Origin of the sequence: Paraburkholderia silvatlantica (genome assembly GCF_003096715.1) — a bacterium.
Classification (GTDB): domain Bacteria; phylum Pseudomonadota; class Gammaproteobacteria; order Burkholderiales; family Burkholderiaceae; genus Paraburkholderia; species Paraburkholderia silvatlantica.
This window is the reverse complement of the sequence record NZ_QEOL01000040.1, coordinates 35,512-50,751: the sequence shown is the minus strand read 5'-3', so window position 1 is coordinate 50,751 and position 15,240 is coordinate 35,512. Positions and strand designations below refer to the sequence as shown.

Sequence of the window (15,240 nt, the reverse complement as noted above, 5' to 3'; positions counted from 1 at the left end):
ATCGCGACCATTCTCGGCGCGCTGTGGGCGGCGCAGGCCTGGGGCGGCTACTGGAGCTGGGACCCGAAGGAAACCTGGGCGCTGATCGTGTGGCTGAACTACGCGGGCTGGCTGCACATGCGCCTGATGAAAGGCCTGCGTGGCGGCATGGCGGCGTGGTGGGCGCTTACGGGCCTGCTCGTCACGACATTTGCATTCCTTGGCGTAAACCTGTTTCTCTCGGGGCTGCACAGTTACGGCAGACTGTGAGGAAAACGAAAGCCTGACTGCGGGTCTCTACCCACGCATTTCGGCGAGGAATACTACTTAAATCCGGCTTCGACGCGGACAAGAATGTCACCAGGGGTTTCGGTGCGTGCCCGGCGTAAAGTTGGAGTGCCTGAAATGAGACGCGTGTACTTTCTGTTGCCCACCCCACAGTGTGCGCGGGCAATTGTTGGCGAGCTGCTTGTACGGCGAATCGAATGGCGGCACATGCACGTCATCGCCAACGCGAATGTGCCGATCGAAGGCTTGCCGCAGGCATCGGTCGTCCAACGCAGTGACCTGCTCGCTTCGCTCGCGCGAGGCATGGCAATAGGCTGTGCGACCGGATTGGCGGTGGCGTTGATAGTCTTTGTCGTTCCGCCCGAAGACCTCCGGATCGCCAGCGGCATAGTGGCGATCCTCGCGTTTGCAGGCGCGGGATATGGTGCGTGGGTAGCAGCGATGATCGGCGTCGACATGCCAAATTCGCGGTTGAAGCGTTTCGAAGGAGGGATCCTCAGGGGCGAGCTTCTGATAATGATTGATGTTCCGAAGGAGCGCGTGGCGGAGATCGAGCAGATGATCAAACTCCACAATGCGCAGGCGCGCATCGGGGGAGCCGGCCCGGGCATGCCCGCAATTCCGTAACGCGCGCCAGCACGCAGACAAGCAGACAAGCGGACGCAATGCTGTTGCACAGAGCCAGAGTGAGGCACCGAGACACCCGCACGGGTCGGCACAGAGACAGGCAGAACAGGAGGGAGAGCGTAGGGCGCGGCACCCCTGCGAATGCTCGCGTCGTACGTGGTAGAGGGCGTTCGGCCGACTGAACTGGTCCGCAGTCGGCCGGTTCGCTATTCAATCTTTTCACGCACGTTGCCGATCGCCGCGCCTTCATGACGACCGGCAAATCGGCTGCGCGCCCGGTATCCGCCGTACATCGCCACGCATCGCCGCAGATGTCCGAAGGCTGTTCCGCCGTACGGCCGTACGGACATGATTCGTGCGGTAACGACACCGCACAGCTTCATTGCCGCCATGTGTGCTGCGATTGCCGGGCGCGCACCCTGGCATCGCTCGACGCTGCAGGGAAGGGCGCGGTGTCAGGCGATCAACTGGCCGCGAGAAGCTGCTTGTAGCGCGCCAGCACGCGCGGAACATAGAGACGCGTTTCCGGCAGCGACGGTACGCGATAGCCCGCGCGAATCACGGCATTCTCTCCGGCGTTGTACGCGGCCAGCGTGAGCTCTACGTCGTCCTTGAAGAGATCGAGAAGAAATCGCAGGTAGTGCGCGCCGGCCAGCACGTTGTCGCGTGGATTGAACATGTCGCCTTCCGAGAATCGCTTCGCGGTTTCCGGCATCAACTGCATGAGTCCAAGCGCGCCTTTATCAGAAACTGCCCTCGGGTTGTATCCCGACTCGACGTCGATCACTGCGCGCAGCAGTTCGGGTTTAACGCGAAATGAACGACTGGCTTCGTCGATCACATCTGCGTACAAGGGGAAATCGGCTCTGCCGGTTGACTTGCGGGACCGGCCGCTCGCACTTCGCTCGCCAGGCGGCTCCGCTGCCACGATCACCTTCAATCCTGGCTTGCCCGGCACGTTCGTGAGAACGACCGCTCCATTGCCATCGACCGTGCCGAATATCTGGGCGTATGCAAATTCCGGCAACACCACGCCGAGTATCTCGAAGGCGAGAATGATTGCGTTTCGCAAACTGGATAACGGGTGGCAATGCATCGTTGTTTTCTCCTGCAACTGAATTTTGGTCGCAGAAAAAACGGAACAACAATGGGTCACCTCCCTACACTTCGAGACGTGATTTGGACGCCGCAAAGCACAGTGCAAAAACTTAACATTTGAAACAAATGGTAAGAGACGGTAATCGGCGAAAACAAATCAGACGTGATGCAGGGCGCCTATATTCTTCTCATTCGGCGCAACTGTCATGGGGTAATTTGCACCCGGTGGCAACACTGAACGGGTTTGCCGCCATCCCTCTAGAAAGCGAATCCTCTGCGGAATGCAAAAGGGTTCGAATTTGAAACATTTTTGATGTCCGCCACGCTCCCGGCGATTCCCGAAAAGTGGAGATGCGCGCCGTTGCTCGCTCGCCGGGAAGTGGCGTGAACCTTGCAAATGGCACGCGCGTGAAAGGTGTGTGAGAAAGAAGTGTAAAGCAAATACTTAGGAATTCGAATGTAAGTGGTGAAAGCTTAACGGAAGGTGGCGGCATAGTCAACTCGTTAAGCAGATCACGACGACCGAGGGCGTTGGAACCGGGAGACAAGACGTGAATACCAAATGTCGCGTTGTAATCGCAGAGGATCACGATCTGCTGAGAAATGGCCTACGTTCGATGCTGTGCGCGCAAGGCGACTACGACGTTGTCGGCGAAGCGAGGGACGGCAAGGAAGCGTGCCAGCAGGCGATGACGCTCGCCCCGCATTTGATCCTGATGGATCTGTCGATGCGGGGGATGAACGGCATCGACGCCAGCGCGACGATCAAACGGCGATCGCCGGAGGTGCGGATCATTGCGCTCACCGTGCATCAGAGCGAGGAGTACGTGCGGGAGGCGCTGCGTGCCGGCGTTGACGGTTACGTGCTGAAGGACGTGTCGTTCGACGAGTTGCTGGTCGCGATGCGCTCGGTCATGCAGGGAAAGAAACATCTGAGCGCCGACGTGTACGGGTACATGGTCGAGTCGTTCGTGAGCGGTCGCGAAGCGCCCGCACCAAAGCATGCCTGGGACGTGCTGACGGCGCGCGAGCGCAGCGTGCTGAAGCTGATCGCGGAAGGGCGCACCAACCGGCAGGTAGGGCAATATCTGAACCTGAGTCCGAAGACGATCGAAAAGTATCGCGCGAGCATGATGCACAAACTTCACATCGTCAATCTGACCGAACTGGTTCTCGTTGCGATGAGCATGGGTTTGCTGACCTCGCTCGCGGCCAAGTGCGCCGAGCCGAACGTGGACGACGAGCACTTGCCGGAACGCTCCGAGCCCTCGGCGGGTTCGGGCCCTGGGGGCGCGCTGCCCGAATACAGGCTTGGCGAAACGGGTACGTAGTAGGGGCAACCGACGGGCAACCGACGGGCAACCGAGGGGCAACCGAGGGGCAACTGCGCGCGACGAAGACCGCGCTAGCGCATCCAGGTTGCGCAGACGCGGGTACCCGCCGCGGCGGAAGATTCGATAGAGAACGCGCCGCCGTGCATCTCGACACGGTGCTGCATGCCGACCAGGCCCAATCCGCTCGAATAGGCATCTTCCGTGGCGAGAGGATGGCTCTCATAGCCATTGCCGTTGTCCTGAATCGTCATGAGCCAGCCAAGTGCGTCGCCCCGCAGGCTGAGGGAGATTCGCGTCGCCTCGGCATGCTTGACGGCATTGTTCAGCGCCTCCTGAGCGACTCTGAACATGTCCGCTTTCAGATGCTCAGGCAGTTCCTGATCCGCGACGTCGCAGTCGAATGAGACCGACAGTGCCGGTGTGCCGTGTTCGATGCGCCGGCACAGCGAACCCAAAGCCGCGGGCAACCCCAGCTTGTCCAGCATGAGCGGCCTCAGCTCACCGCATATCTGCCGCACGTCGCCGATCGTTTCGCGAACCCTGAACACGGTCGAATCCAGCAGGTCCGTCGCGTCGTCGATCTGCCCGCGGCGGATGCGCATCAGTGCGTCCTCCGTCATCAGCTTGATGAGAGTTAATGCCTGGCCGAGGCCATCGTGCAACTCGGCGGCAAGACGCTGGCGTTCTTTTTGCTGGCCCAGCATCAGATACATCTGGCACAACCGCTCGCTCGCGTCGAACAGTCCGGCCGGGGCGGCGGGACCGGGCTCGAAGCTCAGCGGCTCTTCGAACAGCGTCAGCAAGACGGCCGATCCCGGCTGTCTTGTGGGCAACAGTTGTTGATGCAGCGCGAGCCGCGTTGGATGACCTGTCCGGCTGCAGAGCACGGCACTGAACGAATGAAACTCGCGAGCCGCGCTCGCCGATAGTTCGTTTGCCAGTTCGGCGTGAAAGTCGTCGGGCGAGAGGTCGGCCAGGCCCTTGCCGGCAAGCTCGGCGCTCGAATAGCCGAGCAGCGCGGCGGCGCTGCGGTTTGCCGAGACGAAGGTGCCATCGGGCGTGAGAATCGCGAGCGCGGCTCCACGTGCATCGGTCACGACGCCGGCGTCGGGTTGGCTGGTGGCCGTACTACGAAGCTTACGCATGGCTTCGATCAGGTCGAGCAATCTTACCTGCGGTCCCCCTGGCTGGCTTTCATCCATTGGAGCTCCCCGATGCGTCGGTGTCGGTATAAGCAAATCGTAAGATTACCCGGATTGTAGGCCGTGATCGATTCAGCCCGCAACGGGGAATTTGTGGGGTCGTAGTGTGGGGACACCCCCACTGCTATGTGCGGGTTTTCCATCAAGCGGGCATACCCTACCGCCGTTTGGGGTCTCTCATCCAATGACGCTCATGGGCAAATTCACGACACTGAACTTGCGAGGGAGTGAGAGCGCCGCGGCCCGCGCGTCGCGAGAAGCGACCCTTCTCCTCATTTTAGGAGGCCGATATGAGCAGGACTGCGAAGTTATCGACAAGGGCATGCGTTCTGACGGGCATGGCGCTCGCGGCAACGGCGGTGTGGTGCGCCCCTGGCGGGGACAGCGAAGCCGTTGCCGATCCTCACATGCATCATCACATGATGGCGGGCATGACGACTCGCACGACGGCACAGTACACGCTGCCTCCGGTCGATCTCGTGCGCGATGACGGCAAGACCGTTTCGCTCGCCGGCGAGCTGAACGACGGCAGGCCCGTGATCCTGACGTTCATCTACACCACCTGCACGACGATCTGCCCGATGACCAGCCAGACGCTCGAAACCCTGCAAAGCGATCTGGGCGCCGAGCGCGACAAGGTCCACATCGTGTCGATCTCGATCGATCCTGAAGAGGACACCCCTGCGCGGCTCAGGGCCTACGCGGCCAGGTTCGATGCGGGCCCCGAGTGGCAGCACTATACCGGCACGGTCGAGGCGAGCGTTGCGACGCAGCGCGCGTTCAACGTCTATCGCGGCGACAAGATGAACCACACGCCGGTTGCATTCCTGCGCGCTGCGCCCGGCAAGCCCTGGCTTCGCATCGACGGCTTTGCTACACCGTCGGAACTGCTCGCCGCGTATCACGACGTGGTCGCTTCGAACTAGGCGCGCAGCGTCCAGCAAGGAGCGACGAAATTGGAAAAACGACATCGTGTGCTGATTGCCGAAGACCAGCATTTACTGCGCAGCGGCCTTTGCCGCATGGTTTGCGAACTGGACGACTACTGCATCGTCGGCGAGGCAAGCGGCGGGATCGAAGCCCATCGCCTCGCGAGGGAGACGCTGCCCGACCTGATCCTCATGGATCTGACGATGCCCGGCGGCAGCGGCTTCGAAGCAATCACGGCCATCAAGCGCGAGTGCCCGCGCATCCGGATCATCGTCCTGACCGTTCACTGGAGTGAAGACCATGTGCGGGAGGCGTTCGCCGCCGGCGCGGACGGCTACGTGGTCAAGGACGCATCGTTCGATCAACTGGTCCGGGAGATGCGCTTCGTCATGCAGGGCCATTCCACGGCCGGCGCCGGCCGGATCAGTGGCGGCACGCACGGATCGCAGGAGGACATCGCTTACCGCGCGCAACTCTGGAACGCGTTGACCGGCCGCGAACGCACCGTGTTGCGGCTGGTGGTCGAGGGGCGCACCAACCGCCAGGTTGGCGAGTGCCTGAGCCTCAGCCCCAAGACCATAGAAAAGCATCGCGCGAACCTGATGCGCAAGCTCGGCATCAGGAACCTGAACGGCCTCGTGCGCCTCGCGATCGACATGGGCGTGCTGACGCTGCCCGGCGACGAGCGTGTGTGAAATCCCTCCAGACAAGGGCAATGCAACTGGAGGGTCTTTACCCATGTCTTTGGACGGCACTCCCTACTTCTTGGCCGTATCGACCTGAACAAGAATGCATTCAACGGCTTTGGCGACGCTGAAGCGGTGAGTCGATACAGGGGAGGTGAGCCGTGCATAGCGAATCGACCTCTATCCAATGCGGCATGCGGGAGCCAGCGGCGCCACGGCATTGCGCGGGTCTTGCGGCATGCGCACGGCAAAGCGCACGGGCAGGCGCGCGTGCGAGCCGCGGCTTCACGCTGCTGGAACTGCTCGTCGTGATGGTCATCATTGGATTGCTGGCGGGACTCGTCGCCCCCCGGTATTTCGAACAGGTCGGCAAATCGAACGTCAAGATCGCGCGCGCGCAGATCGTGTCGCTCGGTCAGGCGCTCGATCAATACCGGCTGGACGTCGGCGTCTATCCAACGACCGAAGAGGGCCTGGATGCCCTCGTGGTCAAGCCGCAGAACGCGACCCGCTGGAGCGGCCCCTATTTGCAGAAGGCGGTGCCGGTGGATCCGTGGGATCGCCCGTATCAGTATCGCTCGCCGGGCGACCACGGCGACTACGACCTGTTTTCGCTAGGCAAGAACGGACGCGGTGACGGCACGGGCGAGAACGTCACGATCTCGTCGTGGTAGCGATGCGCGGCGGGACTGTCGCGCCGGTAATGGATTGTTGAAAGGAGAGGCGACGTGAAGTACGTGCTGCGTGTCTTCGATACGAACGGCTCGGTGCAGACGCTTCGCATCGACAGCGATTCGTCGACGGCAGCCACGGCGCTTGCGCGTTCTCGCGGCCTGCGCGTCGTGTCGGTTCGCGCCGACGGCGGCCGGCGGCGCCAGCGCGCGAACCGCCTGGGGATACCCGGTGCCCGCTTCAATGTCGAACTCTTTGCCCGCGAGCTTGCCGCACTGCTCGACGCGGGCGTGGGCGTCGTCGATGCATTGCGCACGCTTGGCGGCAATGAACGCCGGGAGGCGTCGGCGCAAGTGTATCGGGACCTCCTGCGACAGCTCGAAGAGGGCCAATCGCTGTCCGCGGCGCTCGAGCACGCAAGTCATATCTTCCCGCTCGTCCTGGTCGCGTGCGTGAAGGCGAGCGAGCAGACCGGCGGTCTCGCCGATAGCCTCACACGTTACTCGCGCAACAGCGCGACGCTCCATGAGCTACGCGCGCGCGTGGTGTCGGCGGCGATCTATCCGACGGTCCTGCTGTTCGTCGGCGCGGCGGTCGTGCTGTTCCTGCTCGGTTTCGTGGTGCCGCGCTTCGCGAGCCTGCTTGAACACAGCGGACGCGAGCTGCCGTTGCTGTCGCGCATGCTGATGGCCTGGGGCGGCATGGTGCACGCGCACGGGTCCGGGCTGTCTGTGGGCGTTGCCGCGCTGGCGGTGGCGACAGGCTTCGCCTTGCGCCGCCCGTTCGTGCGCAACTGGATCGCCGACCGCATGTTGGCGCTGCCGGGCATCGGGCAACACTTTCGCGTATTTCGCCAGTCGCAGTTCTATCGCACGACTGCCATGCTGGTTGACGGCGGCATTCCCGCCGTGAAGGCCTTCGACCTTGCACAAGGTCTGGTGGGACGCGCGGACCAGGCTGCGCTCGCCAGCGCGCTGCAGCGCGTGCGCAACGGCGCGAAGGTCTCGGATGCGTTTCAGGAGGCCGGGCTCGCGAACGCGATCGCGTACCGCCTGCTGACGGTCGCGGAGAAGACGGGCGGCCTCGGCCCCGTGCTCGACCGCATTGCAGCGTTCCAGGAAGCCCAGGTGTCGCGCACGATCGATCTGATTTCGCGACTGATCGAACCGGCGATGATGATCTTCATTGGCGTGGTGATCGGCGGCATCGTCGTGCTGATGTACATGCCGATCTTCGAGATCGCGTCGAGTATTCAGTAGATAGTCGGCAGTCCGTATTGGGGAAGCGCGTGGATACCGTCATCGCCTTGCAGGAAGGCCCACAAGCCGAAGCGCGCGCCGATCTGCGCGACGCGCTGAGAGCGCTCGGCGAGCGGCATGGTTCCGGCATCCGCGCGCTCGAGGAGCTGATGACGCAGACCTCGCTCAGCGCGGACGAGCTGCGCGTGCAGCTGGCAGCGCAATTCCGCATGAAGTCGATCGGTATGCGCGAGCTGAATCAGCTCGAACCGGATTTCGAAGTCGTTTCGTTCGTCGATGCGGCGACGCGCCTCTGCGTGTGCTTCCGCGATCCGCACGATGGCCGCGGTCACGGGCTGCTGTTCGTGATCGTCGATCCGCTCGATGCCCGCACGCGCGGCTGGGTCGAGCACCGGATGCGCTCGCAGCCGGGCGTCCCGTACAGCTGGGCGCTCGCCAGCGCAGGAGACGTCAATGCGTATCTGACCGTGCGCGAAAAGGACGTTCGCGCGATGGACACCCTCGCGTTCGACGATCCGATCCAGAACACGGTCGATCCAGCCTCGCTGGCGTTGACGCTGCAGGGCATCAGCAGCGACGACAGTCCGGTCGTCAGGCTGCTCAATTCGACGATCTACGACGCGCTCAAGATGATGGCGAGCGACATTCACCTCGAATGCCGCGCGAACGGGCTGATGATCAAGTGCCGGGTGGACGGTGTGCTCACCGTGGTCGGCCGCGCGGAGGGCCGTGACGTCGCGGACCAGGTGCTTTCGCGCGTGAAGGTGATCTCCGAACTCGATATCGCGGAGCGGCGCGTGCCCCAGGACGGCCGTTTCAAGGCGCAGTACGCGGGGCGTGAAATCGACTTTCGCGTGTCGATCATGCCGAACCAGTTTGGCGAGGATGCGGTGCTGCGCATTCTGGACCGCTACCAGCTTTCGCAATCCGCAGGCGGTCTGACGCTCGAGGCGCTCGGTTTTCAGGGGGGCGACACGCGCTTCATGCGCACGATCGCGTCGATGCCGTACGGGATGTTGCTCGTCACCGGGCCGACCGGCAGCGGCAAGACCACGACGCTCTACGCGATTCTCACGGAAATCAACAACGGCCTCGAGAAGATCGTGACGATCGAGGACCCGGTCGAATACCAGCTCGGCGAGATCCTGCAGATCCCCGTCAACGAAGCCAAGGGACTCACGTTCGCACGCGGGCTGCGCTCGATTCTCCGGCACGACCCGGACAAGATCATGGTCGGCGAAATCCGCGATCCGGAAACGGCGCAGATCGCCGTGCAGGCCGCGCTGACCGGGCACCAGGTGTTCACGACCGTTCACGCGAACAATGTGTTCGACGTGATCGGCCGCTTCACCAACATGGAGGTCGATCCGTACTCCTTCGTTTCCGCCCTCAATGGCGTGATCGCGCAGCGCCTGCTGCGGCAGTGCTGTCCGGACTGCGTGACCGAAGACACGGTTGACAAGGAGACGCTTGTCCGCTCTGGCATCGACCCGGACGCAGCGGGCAGCTACCTGTTTCGCCGCGGCGCAGGCTGTGCCGCATGCCGTGGCAGCGGGTATCGCGGACGGCGTGCGATCGCCGAGGCGCTGCGCATGAACGACGAACTCAGGCAACTGTTATCGGAGCGCGCGCCGCTTGGACACATCAAGGCCGCGGCGATGCGCTATGGCATGCAGACGCTGCGCGTCGCCGCGATCGAGATCGTGAAGCGCGGCGAAACGACACTCGAGGAGATCAACCGTGTCACGATGGTTGAATAGTCCGGTTGCGATCGGAATCGGCACACGCGAGATCGTCGTCGGGGTCCGCGCGCCCGGACTGTGGCACCCGCGCAAACACCTGCCGCCCGCGGAGCCCGCCAGCTTCACGATTCCGGATGACGGGTACGGTACCGAGTCGGGACTGCTCGATGCGCTGCGCGCGGCGCTCGTCGCCCCGCCCGCCGCCGATGCGGCCGATGCTGTTGACGCGGTTGATGCCGCGGATGCAGCCGAGAGCGCGCCGCGTCAGGCGAAATCGCCGACGCGCAACGCACACGTGGTGCTGGACGACTTCTGGGGCAACCACGCGATATTGCGCGGCGACTTCCGCACGCTGAGCGCGCGCGAACTCGAAGAAGTCGCGCTAGCCCATTTCACCGACACCTATGGCATTGACGGCGCATCGCTGCTGGTGCGCTTTTGCGTGCAGCAAGGCGGCCGTGCACTGTTTGCGAGCGCGATGTCCCGCGCGCTTCATGACGGCATTCATGAAGTGGGCGCTGCCGGAAATGTGCGGATTTCCCGCATGAAACTCGGTCTTCCGGAAATGCTCAACTGCACCGATGTCGTGGCGGGCGGCGATGCGCTGCTGATCTTCGTCTCCGAAGAGTTGATGCAGGCCGTGATGATCGAGCGGCGCGGCTGGGCCGCCTACGATGCGCAGCGCCTCTTTCCCGGCGATGCGGGCAACGCGTCGAGGCTTGCCGAACTGGCCGAGCAACTGTTCGAACGCTCGGCCACGCGAGCGGGCTTCAGGCGGGAAGACTGCACCGTCTATCTGTTCGGGAACGACACCGACCCGGCGCCATTCGAAGCGCGTTTTGCGGCTGCGATCCGGCCCGCGCAGCCCGCGTCGGACAGCACGCCCGCACGCCGGCTGATGGAGCACGCGCAATGATCCAGATCCTCGACATCGACTTCGCCAGGCGGCGCGTGCGCATCGGGACGAGCGGCTCGATCCTGCTGTGCGTCGCCGTTGTGCTGCTGCTCGCGTGCGGTGCGCGTCTTTGGCATGCCTACGCCGAGAACGATCGCGTGCAGGCGGATCTCGACGCCGTGCGGCATCGGACGTTCGCGCAACAGCACGCGGTGAAGCCGCCGCCGACCCCGGCCGCGAAGCTCGCGGAGAAGCAGAGCCTGTCGGTACTGCGCGAACTGACCGTGCCGTGGCAGGACCTTTTTTCGATCGTCGAAGATTATCCGGACCATGATGTCGCGCTGATCGGCATCGATCAGAACCCTGCACAGAGCCAGATTCGCATCACGGCGGAAGCGAAGAATTTCGACGCGATGATCGCGTACCTGAAGTATCTGCAAACGAGCGTGCTGCTGCGCGAAGCGGTGCTCAACGATCATCTGGTCGAGACCAATGTGCCGGGCAAGCCGGTTCGTTTCCAGATCACCGCCGTCTGGAGGAAGTCATGAACGCGGAGCGACTGAGGGACATGCTGCTGACACTGCGCTTCGAGTTGCGGCGCTCGTACGGCCTGCCTGGACTCGTCGGCATGCTGATGATTGGTGCAGCGGCCCTCATGTGCGCCGAAATCGCCAGCGTGGATGCCGATACGAAGGACATGCAGGATTCTGGCCGGCTCACGCGGGCAGCCAAGGCGCACCGCCCAGGCGACACGCACAGCGCCGGGACGGACGCGGTGGCGCTCGACGCCTTGCCGGATCTGTTCCCGCGCTTTTCGCAAAGCGCGGACGATATCGCGTCGATATTCGAGCAGGCGCGTGGCAGCAATCTGACGCTCGGGTCCGCCGAGTACCAGGTCAACACGGATGCGGGCGCGCGTTTCACGCGCTATCAGGTGATGTTGCCGGTCAAGGATCAGTACAGCGCTATCCGGCATTTTCTTGCGCTCGTGCTCAACAACGTGCCGAATGCTGCGCTACGCGAAATCCATGTCGAGCGTCCCGCAGTGGACGGCAATATGCTCGACGCGCGGGTGCGCTTCGAGTTGATTTACCGGAGCGCGCAGCCATGAAATCCGCTCTGCCCATGCGTGTGCTGCTGGTGATTTGCGCAATCGCGGCTGCGGGGGCAGGGTATCGCGTGCTGGTCGCGGCGCGCCAGATGCCGGCGCAAGTCGTCGTGTCCGACAGCCAGCATCGCAACGACATACACATACGGCCGGATGCCAGGCATCGCAAGCACCCCTCGGAGGCAGCCGGGAAGGCTGCGGCATCCGCTGCGCCGGACGCGCTCGCCAGCGATGCGGCAGCGGCGGCCCACGCGAAGCTCCTCTCGCTGCGCGCGCCGCTTTCCCTCGAATCGAACCACGATCCATTCACGGTCTCTTCGTGGCTTCCGCCGCCGCCTCCCGTCGAAGTGCCCGCCGCGCCGGTGCGGCCCGCTCCCCCCACCGCACCCCCCGTGCCTTTCATGTATGTGGGGCAACTCGATGCAAAAGCAGCGAAGCCGCAAATCTTTCTCAGCAATGGAGATCAGTTGTTGATCGTGTCGCCGGGCGACGTGATCGACAACCAGTACCGCATCGAGTCGGTGTCGGAGTCGGACGTCGTGCTGACCTATTTGCCGCTGCACGAAAGGCAGGTGGTCGCTATTCCACGAGAGGACAAGTAAATGAACTCCTCATGCACACGGGGTGCGAGCCGCAATGGGGACAGCGGCCCGTCAACACGCCTCTCGCCAGTCGTTGGGTTTCCTGTCGGGTTCCCAGGCGCGATGCGGGCCGCGAGAATGCGAGCGCTTGCGATTGCCGTGTCCATGCTCGCCTTTGGCGGCTGCATGCACGTGCCGAACATTCATGACGATCCGACCGACGCCCAGGCGAAAGTCGATTATCAGAACCAGCGCAACGCTCAGGTCAACACGCTGCTCGATCAGGCCGACCAGTTCCGCAAGAACTACCAGTTCGACGACGCGATCCGCAACCTCTTCCAGGCGTATGCCATCGACCCGACCAATGAGCGCATCCGCAAGATCGGCATGCAGATCGATCAGGACCGCAAGGATCTGGCCATCCTGCAGGAGGCCGAGCGCATGATGAAGCGCGGCGCCTACGCGCAGGCGGCTGAACGGGTGCACCGCGTGCTGGTGGCGAACCCGACCAATACCCTCGCGCAGCAAATGCAGACGGAACTCAACGCGAAGCTCAGCCAGCAACGCGCGGATCGCGACGACCAGCTTGCCGCGTCGTCGATCATGAAGAAGCCGGTGACGCTGCAGTTTCGCGAAGCGAACGTGCGCATGGTGTTCGAAGCGCTATCCCGCACCACGGGGCTGAACGTGATCTTCGACCGCGACGTCCGCGCCGATCTGAAGACGACGATCTTCGTGACGAACGCCTCGGTACAGGACACGGTGGACATGATCCTGATGCAGAACCAGCTCGACAAGAAGCAACTCAACGCGAATACGCTTTTCATTTATCCCGCCACGCCCGCCAAGCAACTCGAGTATCAGGAACTCAAGGTGCGCACGTTCCAGTTGTCGAACGTCGAGGCCAAGCAGATCCAGCAGTTGCTCAAGAGCATTCTCAAGATCAAGGAGGTCGTGATCGACGAGCGTGCCAATACCGTGACGGTTCGCGGCACGCCGGACACGATCAAGGTCGCCGAGGAGATGGTCGCCGCGCAGGATCTGCCGGACCCCGAGGTGATGATGGAAGTCGAGGTGCTGGAAGTCTCGCACGAGCGGCTCACGGATCTTGGCATCGACTGGCCGAACTCGTTCACGATGTCCACCCCGAGCACCGCGACGACGTGGGGCATCCTGCATCATCTGACGATCAATGAGCTGAATGTCAGCAGCCTCTCCGCCACGGCGAACTTCAAGCTCACCGACACCGATGCGGATCTGCTTGCGAGCCCGCGCATCAGGACGCGCAACAATGAGAAGGCCCGCATCATGATTGGCGACAAGGTGCCGGTGATTTCGAGTTCGAGCACGCCGAGCACGAGCGGCCCGTCTTATACGCAGATGATTCAGTACCTCGATGTCGGCATCAAGCTCGAAGTGCAGCCAAAGGTCTATCGCGACGGCGACGTCGGCATCCAGTTGAATCTCGAAGTCAGCAACATCACGAACACGATTTCGAGCAGCAATTCGAATGGCCTGAATTCGCTCGCCTATCAGATCGGCACGCGCAGCGCATCGACGAGTCTGCGCCTGCGCGATGGCGAAACCCAGATTCTGGGCGGCCTCATTTCGGATGAAGACCGCAGGAACGCCAACAAGGTGCCCGGTCTTGGCCAGTTGCCGGTACTGGGCAGGCTGTTCTCCAACCACCAGGGCGACCACGTCAAGACCGAGATCGTGTTGCAGATCACCCCGCACATCGTCCGGCCGATGGTTGCCCCCGATGCGGACACGCAGGAACTGTGGTCGGGCACCGACGTCAATGTGCACGCCGATCAGCTTCGGCTGGATCCGGTCGTGGCGAACGCGGCAACGCCCGTGGAACCGGCGGGGAAGCCGATGCCCGGCATGGTCGGCGGCGGCTCGGTTGGCGGCGCGTCGTCGCGAGGGGGCGCCGAGGCGTATCCCGCACTACCGTCGCCTGCGAACGGCGCGTTCGGGCAAATGGCGCCCGCGCCGCGCACGACGCCCCCGCCTGAACCGTACGGTGGACGCTTCTCGCGAACGCCTGCGCCGCAAACGGCGCCTGCCGGGCAGTCTGCCCAGAGCGCAGCGCCGGCGCCGTCCGCGCCGGCGGCAGCGGATCAGGCGGCCGCCGAACCCGAGGCCCCCGCGGCCGCGCCGCCGCCGCCACCGCCGCAGCCCGCAGCGCCCCCGTCGCCGCCACCGATGCTGCAGATGCCGCCTGGCACCATGCCGAGCGATAACCCTCTGCGCCCGGTCGAGGGCGGGTACTGAACCGTGGCTACCGGAATGCGCGCGATGCGCTTGCGCGGCAAGCGCCCGCTCGATCAGCTCGATCAGCGCGGATTTACGCTGATCGAGCTGGTGATCACGCTCGCGCTCGTGGGCATTCTCGCGCTGGCGATCATGCCGTTTTCGGAACTGTTGGCGCAGCGTCAAAAGGAGCAGCAGCTCAGCGAGGCACTGCGCGAGATCCGTACCGCGCTCGACGCCTACAAGGAGGCGAGCGATACCGGCCTGATCGACAAGGACGCGGAAGCGTCTGGCTATCCGCCGACGCTGACCGTGCTCGTGACCGGCGTGAAGAACGCCCGCGATCCGAAAGGCGGCCTGCTGATGTTCCTGCGTCACGTGCCGCGCGATCCCTTCTTTACCGGCGACCCGGACACGCTTGCCGAGGACACGTGGAACGTGCGGTCTTATGGGGTGCCGCCGGATCAGGCGGCGGGCGGCGACCCAGCGATGATGAACGAACAGGCTGGCAAGGATGTGTTCGACGTGGCGTCGAAATCCGATCGCGTCGGCATTAACGGTATTCCGTACAAACAATGGTGAC

Annotated in this window: 17 protein-coding genes; 14 read left to right on the top strand and 3 right to left on the bottom strand. The window is 63.4% G+C overall.

Annotated features, from left to right (window positions below; genetic code table 11):
• Positions 1–249 (top strand): cytochrome c biogenesis protein CcsA (gene ccsA, locus C7411_RS34910; protein WP_165822962.1); only part of this gene is annotated, 249 nt, incomplete at its 5' end.
• Between the two features lie 135 nt (positions 250–384).
• Positions 385–894 (top strand): DUF1269 domain-containing protein, encoded by a 510-nt coding sequence (locus C7411_RS34905; RefSeq protein ID WP_110388733.1) that lies wholly within the window; start codon positions 385–387, stop codon positions 892–894.
• Between the two features lie 206 nt (positions 895–1,100).
• Here the strand turns inward: C7411_RS34905 and C7411_RS37230 are convergent, their stop codons facing one another.
• Positions 1,101–1,286, bottom strand: a complete 186-nt coding sequence (locus C7411_RS37230; RefSeq protein ID WP_133253754.1) for a hypothetical protein — start codon at positions 1,284–1,286, stop codon at positions 1,101–1,103.
• Positions 1,287–1,357: 71 nt separating this feature from the next.
• Positions 1,358–1,990, bottom strand: coding sequence for a lytic transglycosylase domain-containing protein (locus C7411_RS34900; protein ID WP_110388732.1), 633 nt, complete (start codon positions 1,988–1,990; stop codon positions 1,358–1,360).
• A gap of 553 nt (positions 1,991–2,543) precedes the next feature.
• Between C7411_RS34900 and C7411_RS34895 the strand changes: the two genes are divergently transcribed.
• Positions 2,544–3,323 carry a response regulator gene (locus tag C7411_RS34895; protein ID WP_243413450.1) on the top strand — a complete coding sequence of 260 codons (780 nt, stop codon included), beginning with the start codon at positions 2,544–2,546 and terminating at the stop codon, positions 3,321–3,323.
• A gap of 74 nt (positions 3,324–3,397) precedes the next feature.
• Here C7411_RS34895 and C7411_RS34890 read toward each other — a convergent pair whose 3' ends face one another.
• Positions 3,398–4,528: an ATP-binding protein gene (locus C7411_RS34890; protein WP_110388731.1), complete on the bottom strand. Its 1,131-nt coding sequence runs from the start codon at positions 4,526–4,528 to the stop codon at positions 3,398–3,400.
• 290 nt (positions 4,529–4,818) lie between these two features.
• Between C7411_RS34890 and C7411_RS34885 the strand changes: the two genes are divergently transcribed.
• The 11 genes from C7411_RS34885 to C7411_RS34835 all read left to right on the top strand — a co-directional run bounded on the left by C7411_RS34885 (position 4,819) and on the right by C7411_RS34835 (position 15,239).
• Positions 4,819–5,454 (top strand): SCO family protein, encoded by a 636-nt coding sequence (locus C7411_RS34885; protein WP_181431413.1) that lies wholly within the window; start codon positions 4,819–4,821, stop codon positions 5,452–5,454.
• Between the two features lie 48 nt (positions 5,455–5,502).
• A complete protein-coding gene (locus tag C7411_RS34880) occupies positions 5,503–6,153 on the top strand; it encodes a response regulator (protein WP_110388729.1) in 651 nt (216 codons plus the stop codon).
• Between the two features lie 185 nt (positions 6,154–6,338).
• Positions 6,339–6,818 (top strand): type II secretion system major pseudopilin GspG, encoded by a 480-nt coding sequence (gspG, locus tag C7411_RS34875; protein WP_243413449.1) that lies wholly within the window; start codon positions 6,339–6,341, stop codon positions 6,816–6,818.
• Between the two features lie 54 nt (positions 6,819–6,872).
• Positions 6,873–8,075 (top strand): type II secretion system F family protein, encoded by a 1,203-nt coding sequence (locus tag C7411_RS34870; protein WP_110388728.1) that lies wholly within the window; start codon positions 6,873–6,875, stop codon positions 8,073–8,075.
• A gap of 149 nt (positions 8,076–8,224) precedes the next feature.
• Positions 8,225–9,835: a GspE/PulE family protein gene (locus tag C7411_RS34865; RefSeq protein WP_243413451.1), complete on the top strand. Its 1,611-nt coding sequence runs from the start codon at positions 8,225–8,227 to the stop codon at positions 9,833–9,835.
• Positions 9,816–10,733 (top strand): hypothetical protein, encoded by a 918-nt coding sequence (locus tag C7411_RS34860; RefSeq protein ID WP_110388727.1) that lies wholly within the window; start codon positions 9,816–9,818, stop codon positions 10,731–10,733. Before C7411_RS34865 ends, C7411_RS34860 begins: the two co-directional genes overlap by 20 nt.
• Complete coding sequence (locus C7411_RS34855; protein ID WP_110388726.1) at positions 10,730–11,260, top strand: hypothetical protein; 531 nt, start codon at positions 10,730–10,732, stop codon at positions 11,258–11,260. The genes C7411_RS34860 and C7411_RS34855 overlap by 4 nt, the downstream gene beginning before the upstream one ends.
• Positions 11,257–11,823 (top strand): hypothetical protein, encoded by a 567-nt coding sequence (locus C7411_RS34850; RefSeq protein WP_110388725.1) that lies wholly within the window; start codon positions 11,257–11,259, stop codon positions 11,821–11,823. Before C7411_RS34855 ends, C7411_RS34850 begins: the two co-directional genes overlap by 4 nt.
• A complete protein-coding gene (locus C7411_RS34845) occupies positions 11,820–12,422 on the top strand; it encodes a hypothetical protein (RefSeq protein WP_110388724.1) in 603 nt (200 codons plus the stop codon). The genes C7411_RS34850 and C7411_RS34845 overlap by 4 nt, the downstream gene beginning before the upstream one ends.
• Positions 12,423–14,678 carry a type IV pilus secretin PilQ gene (locus tag C7411_RS34840; protein ID WP_110388723.1) on the top strand — a complete coding sequence of 752 codons (2,256 nt, stop codon included), beginning with the start codon at positions 12,423–12,425 and terminating at the stop codon, positions 14,676–14,678.
• A gap of 24 nt (positions 14,679–14,702) precedes the next feature.
• The gene (locus C7411_RS34835; RefSeq protein WP_181431414.1) at positions 14,703–15,239 is read left to right on the top strand and encodes a type II secretion system protein; all 537 of its coding nucleotides are present in this window, start codon (positions 14,703–14,705) and stop codon (positions 15,237–15,239) included.
• Position 15,240: the final 1 nt, after the last annotated feature.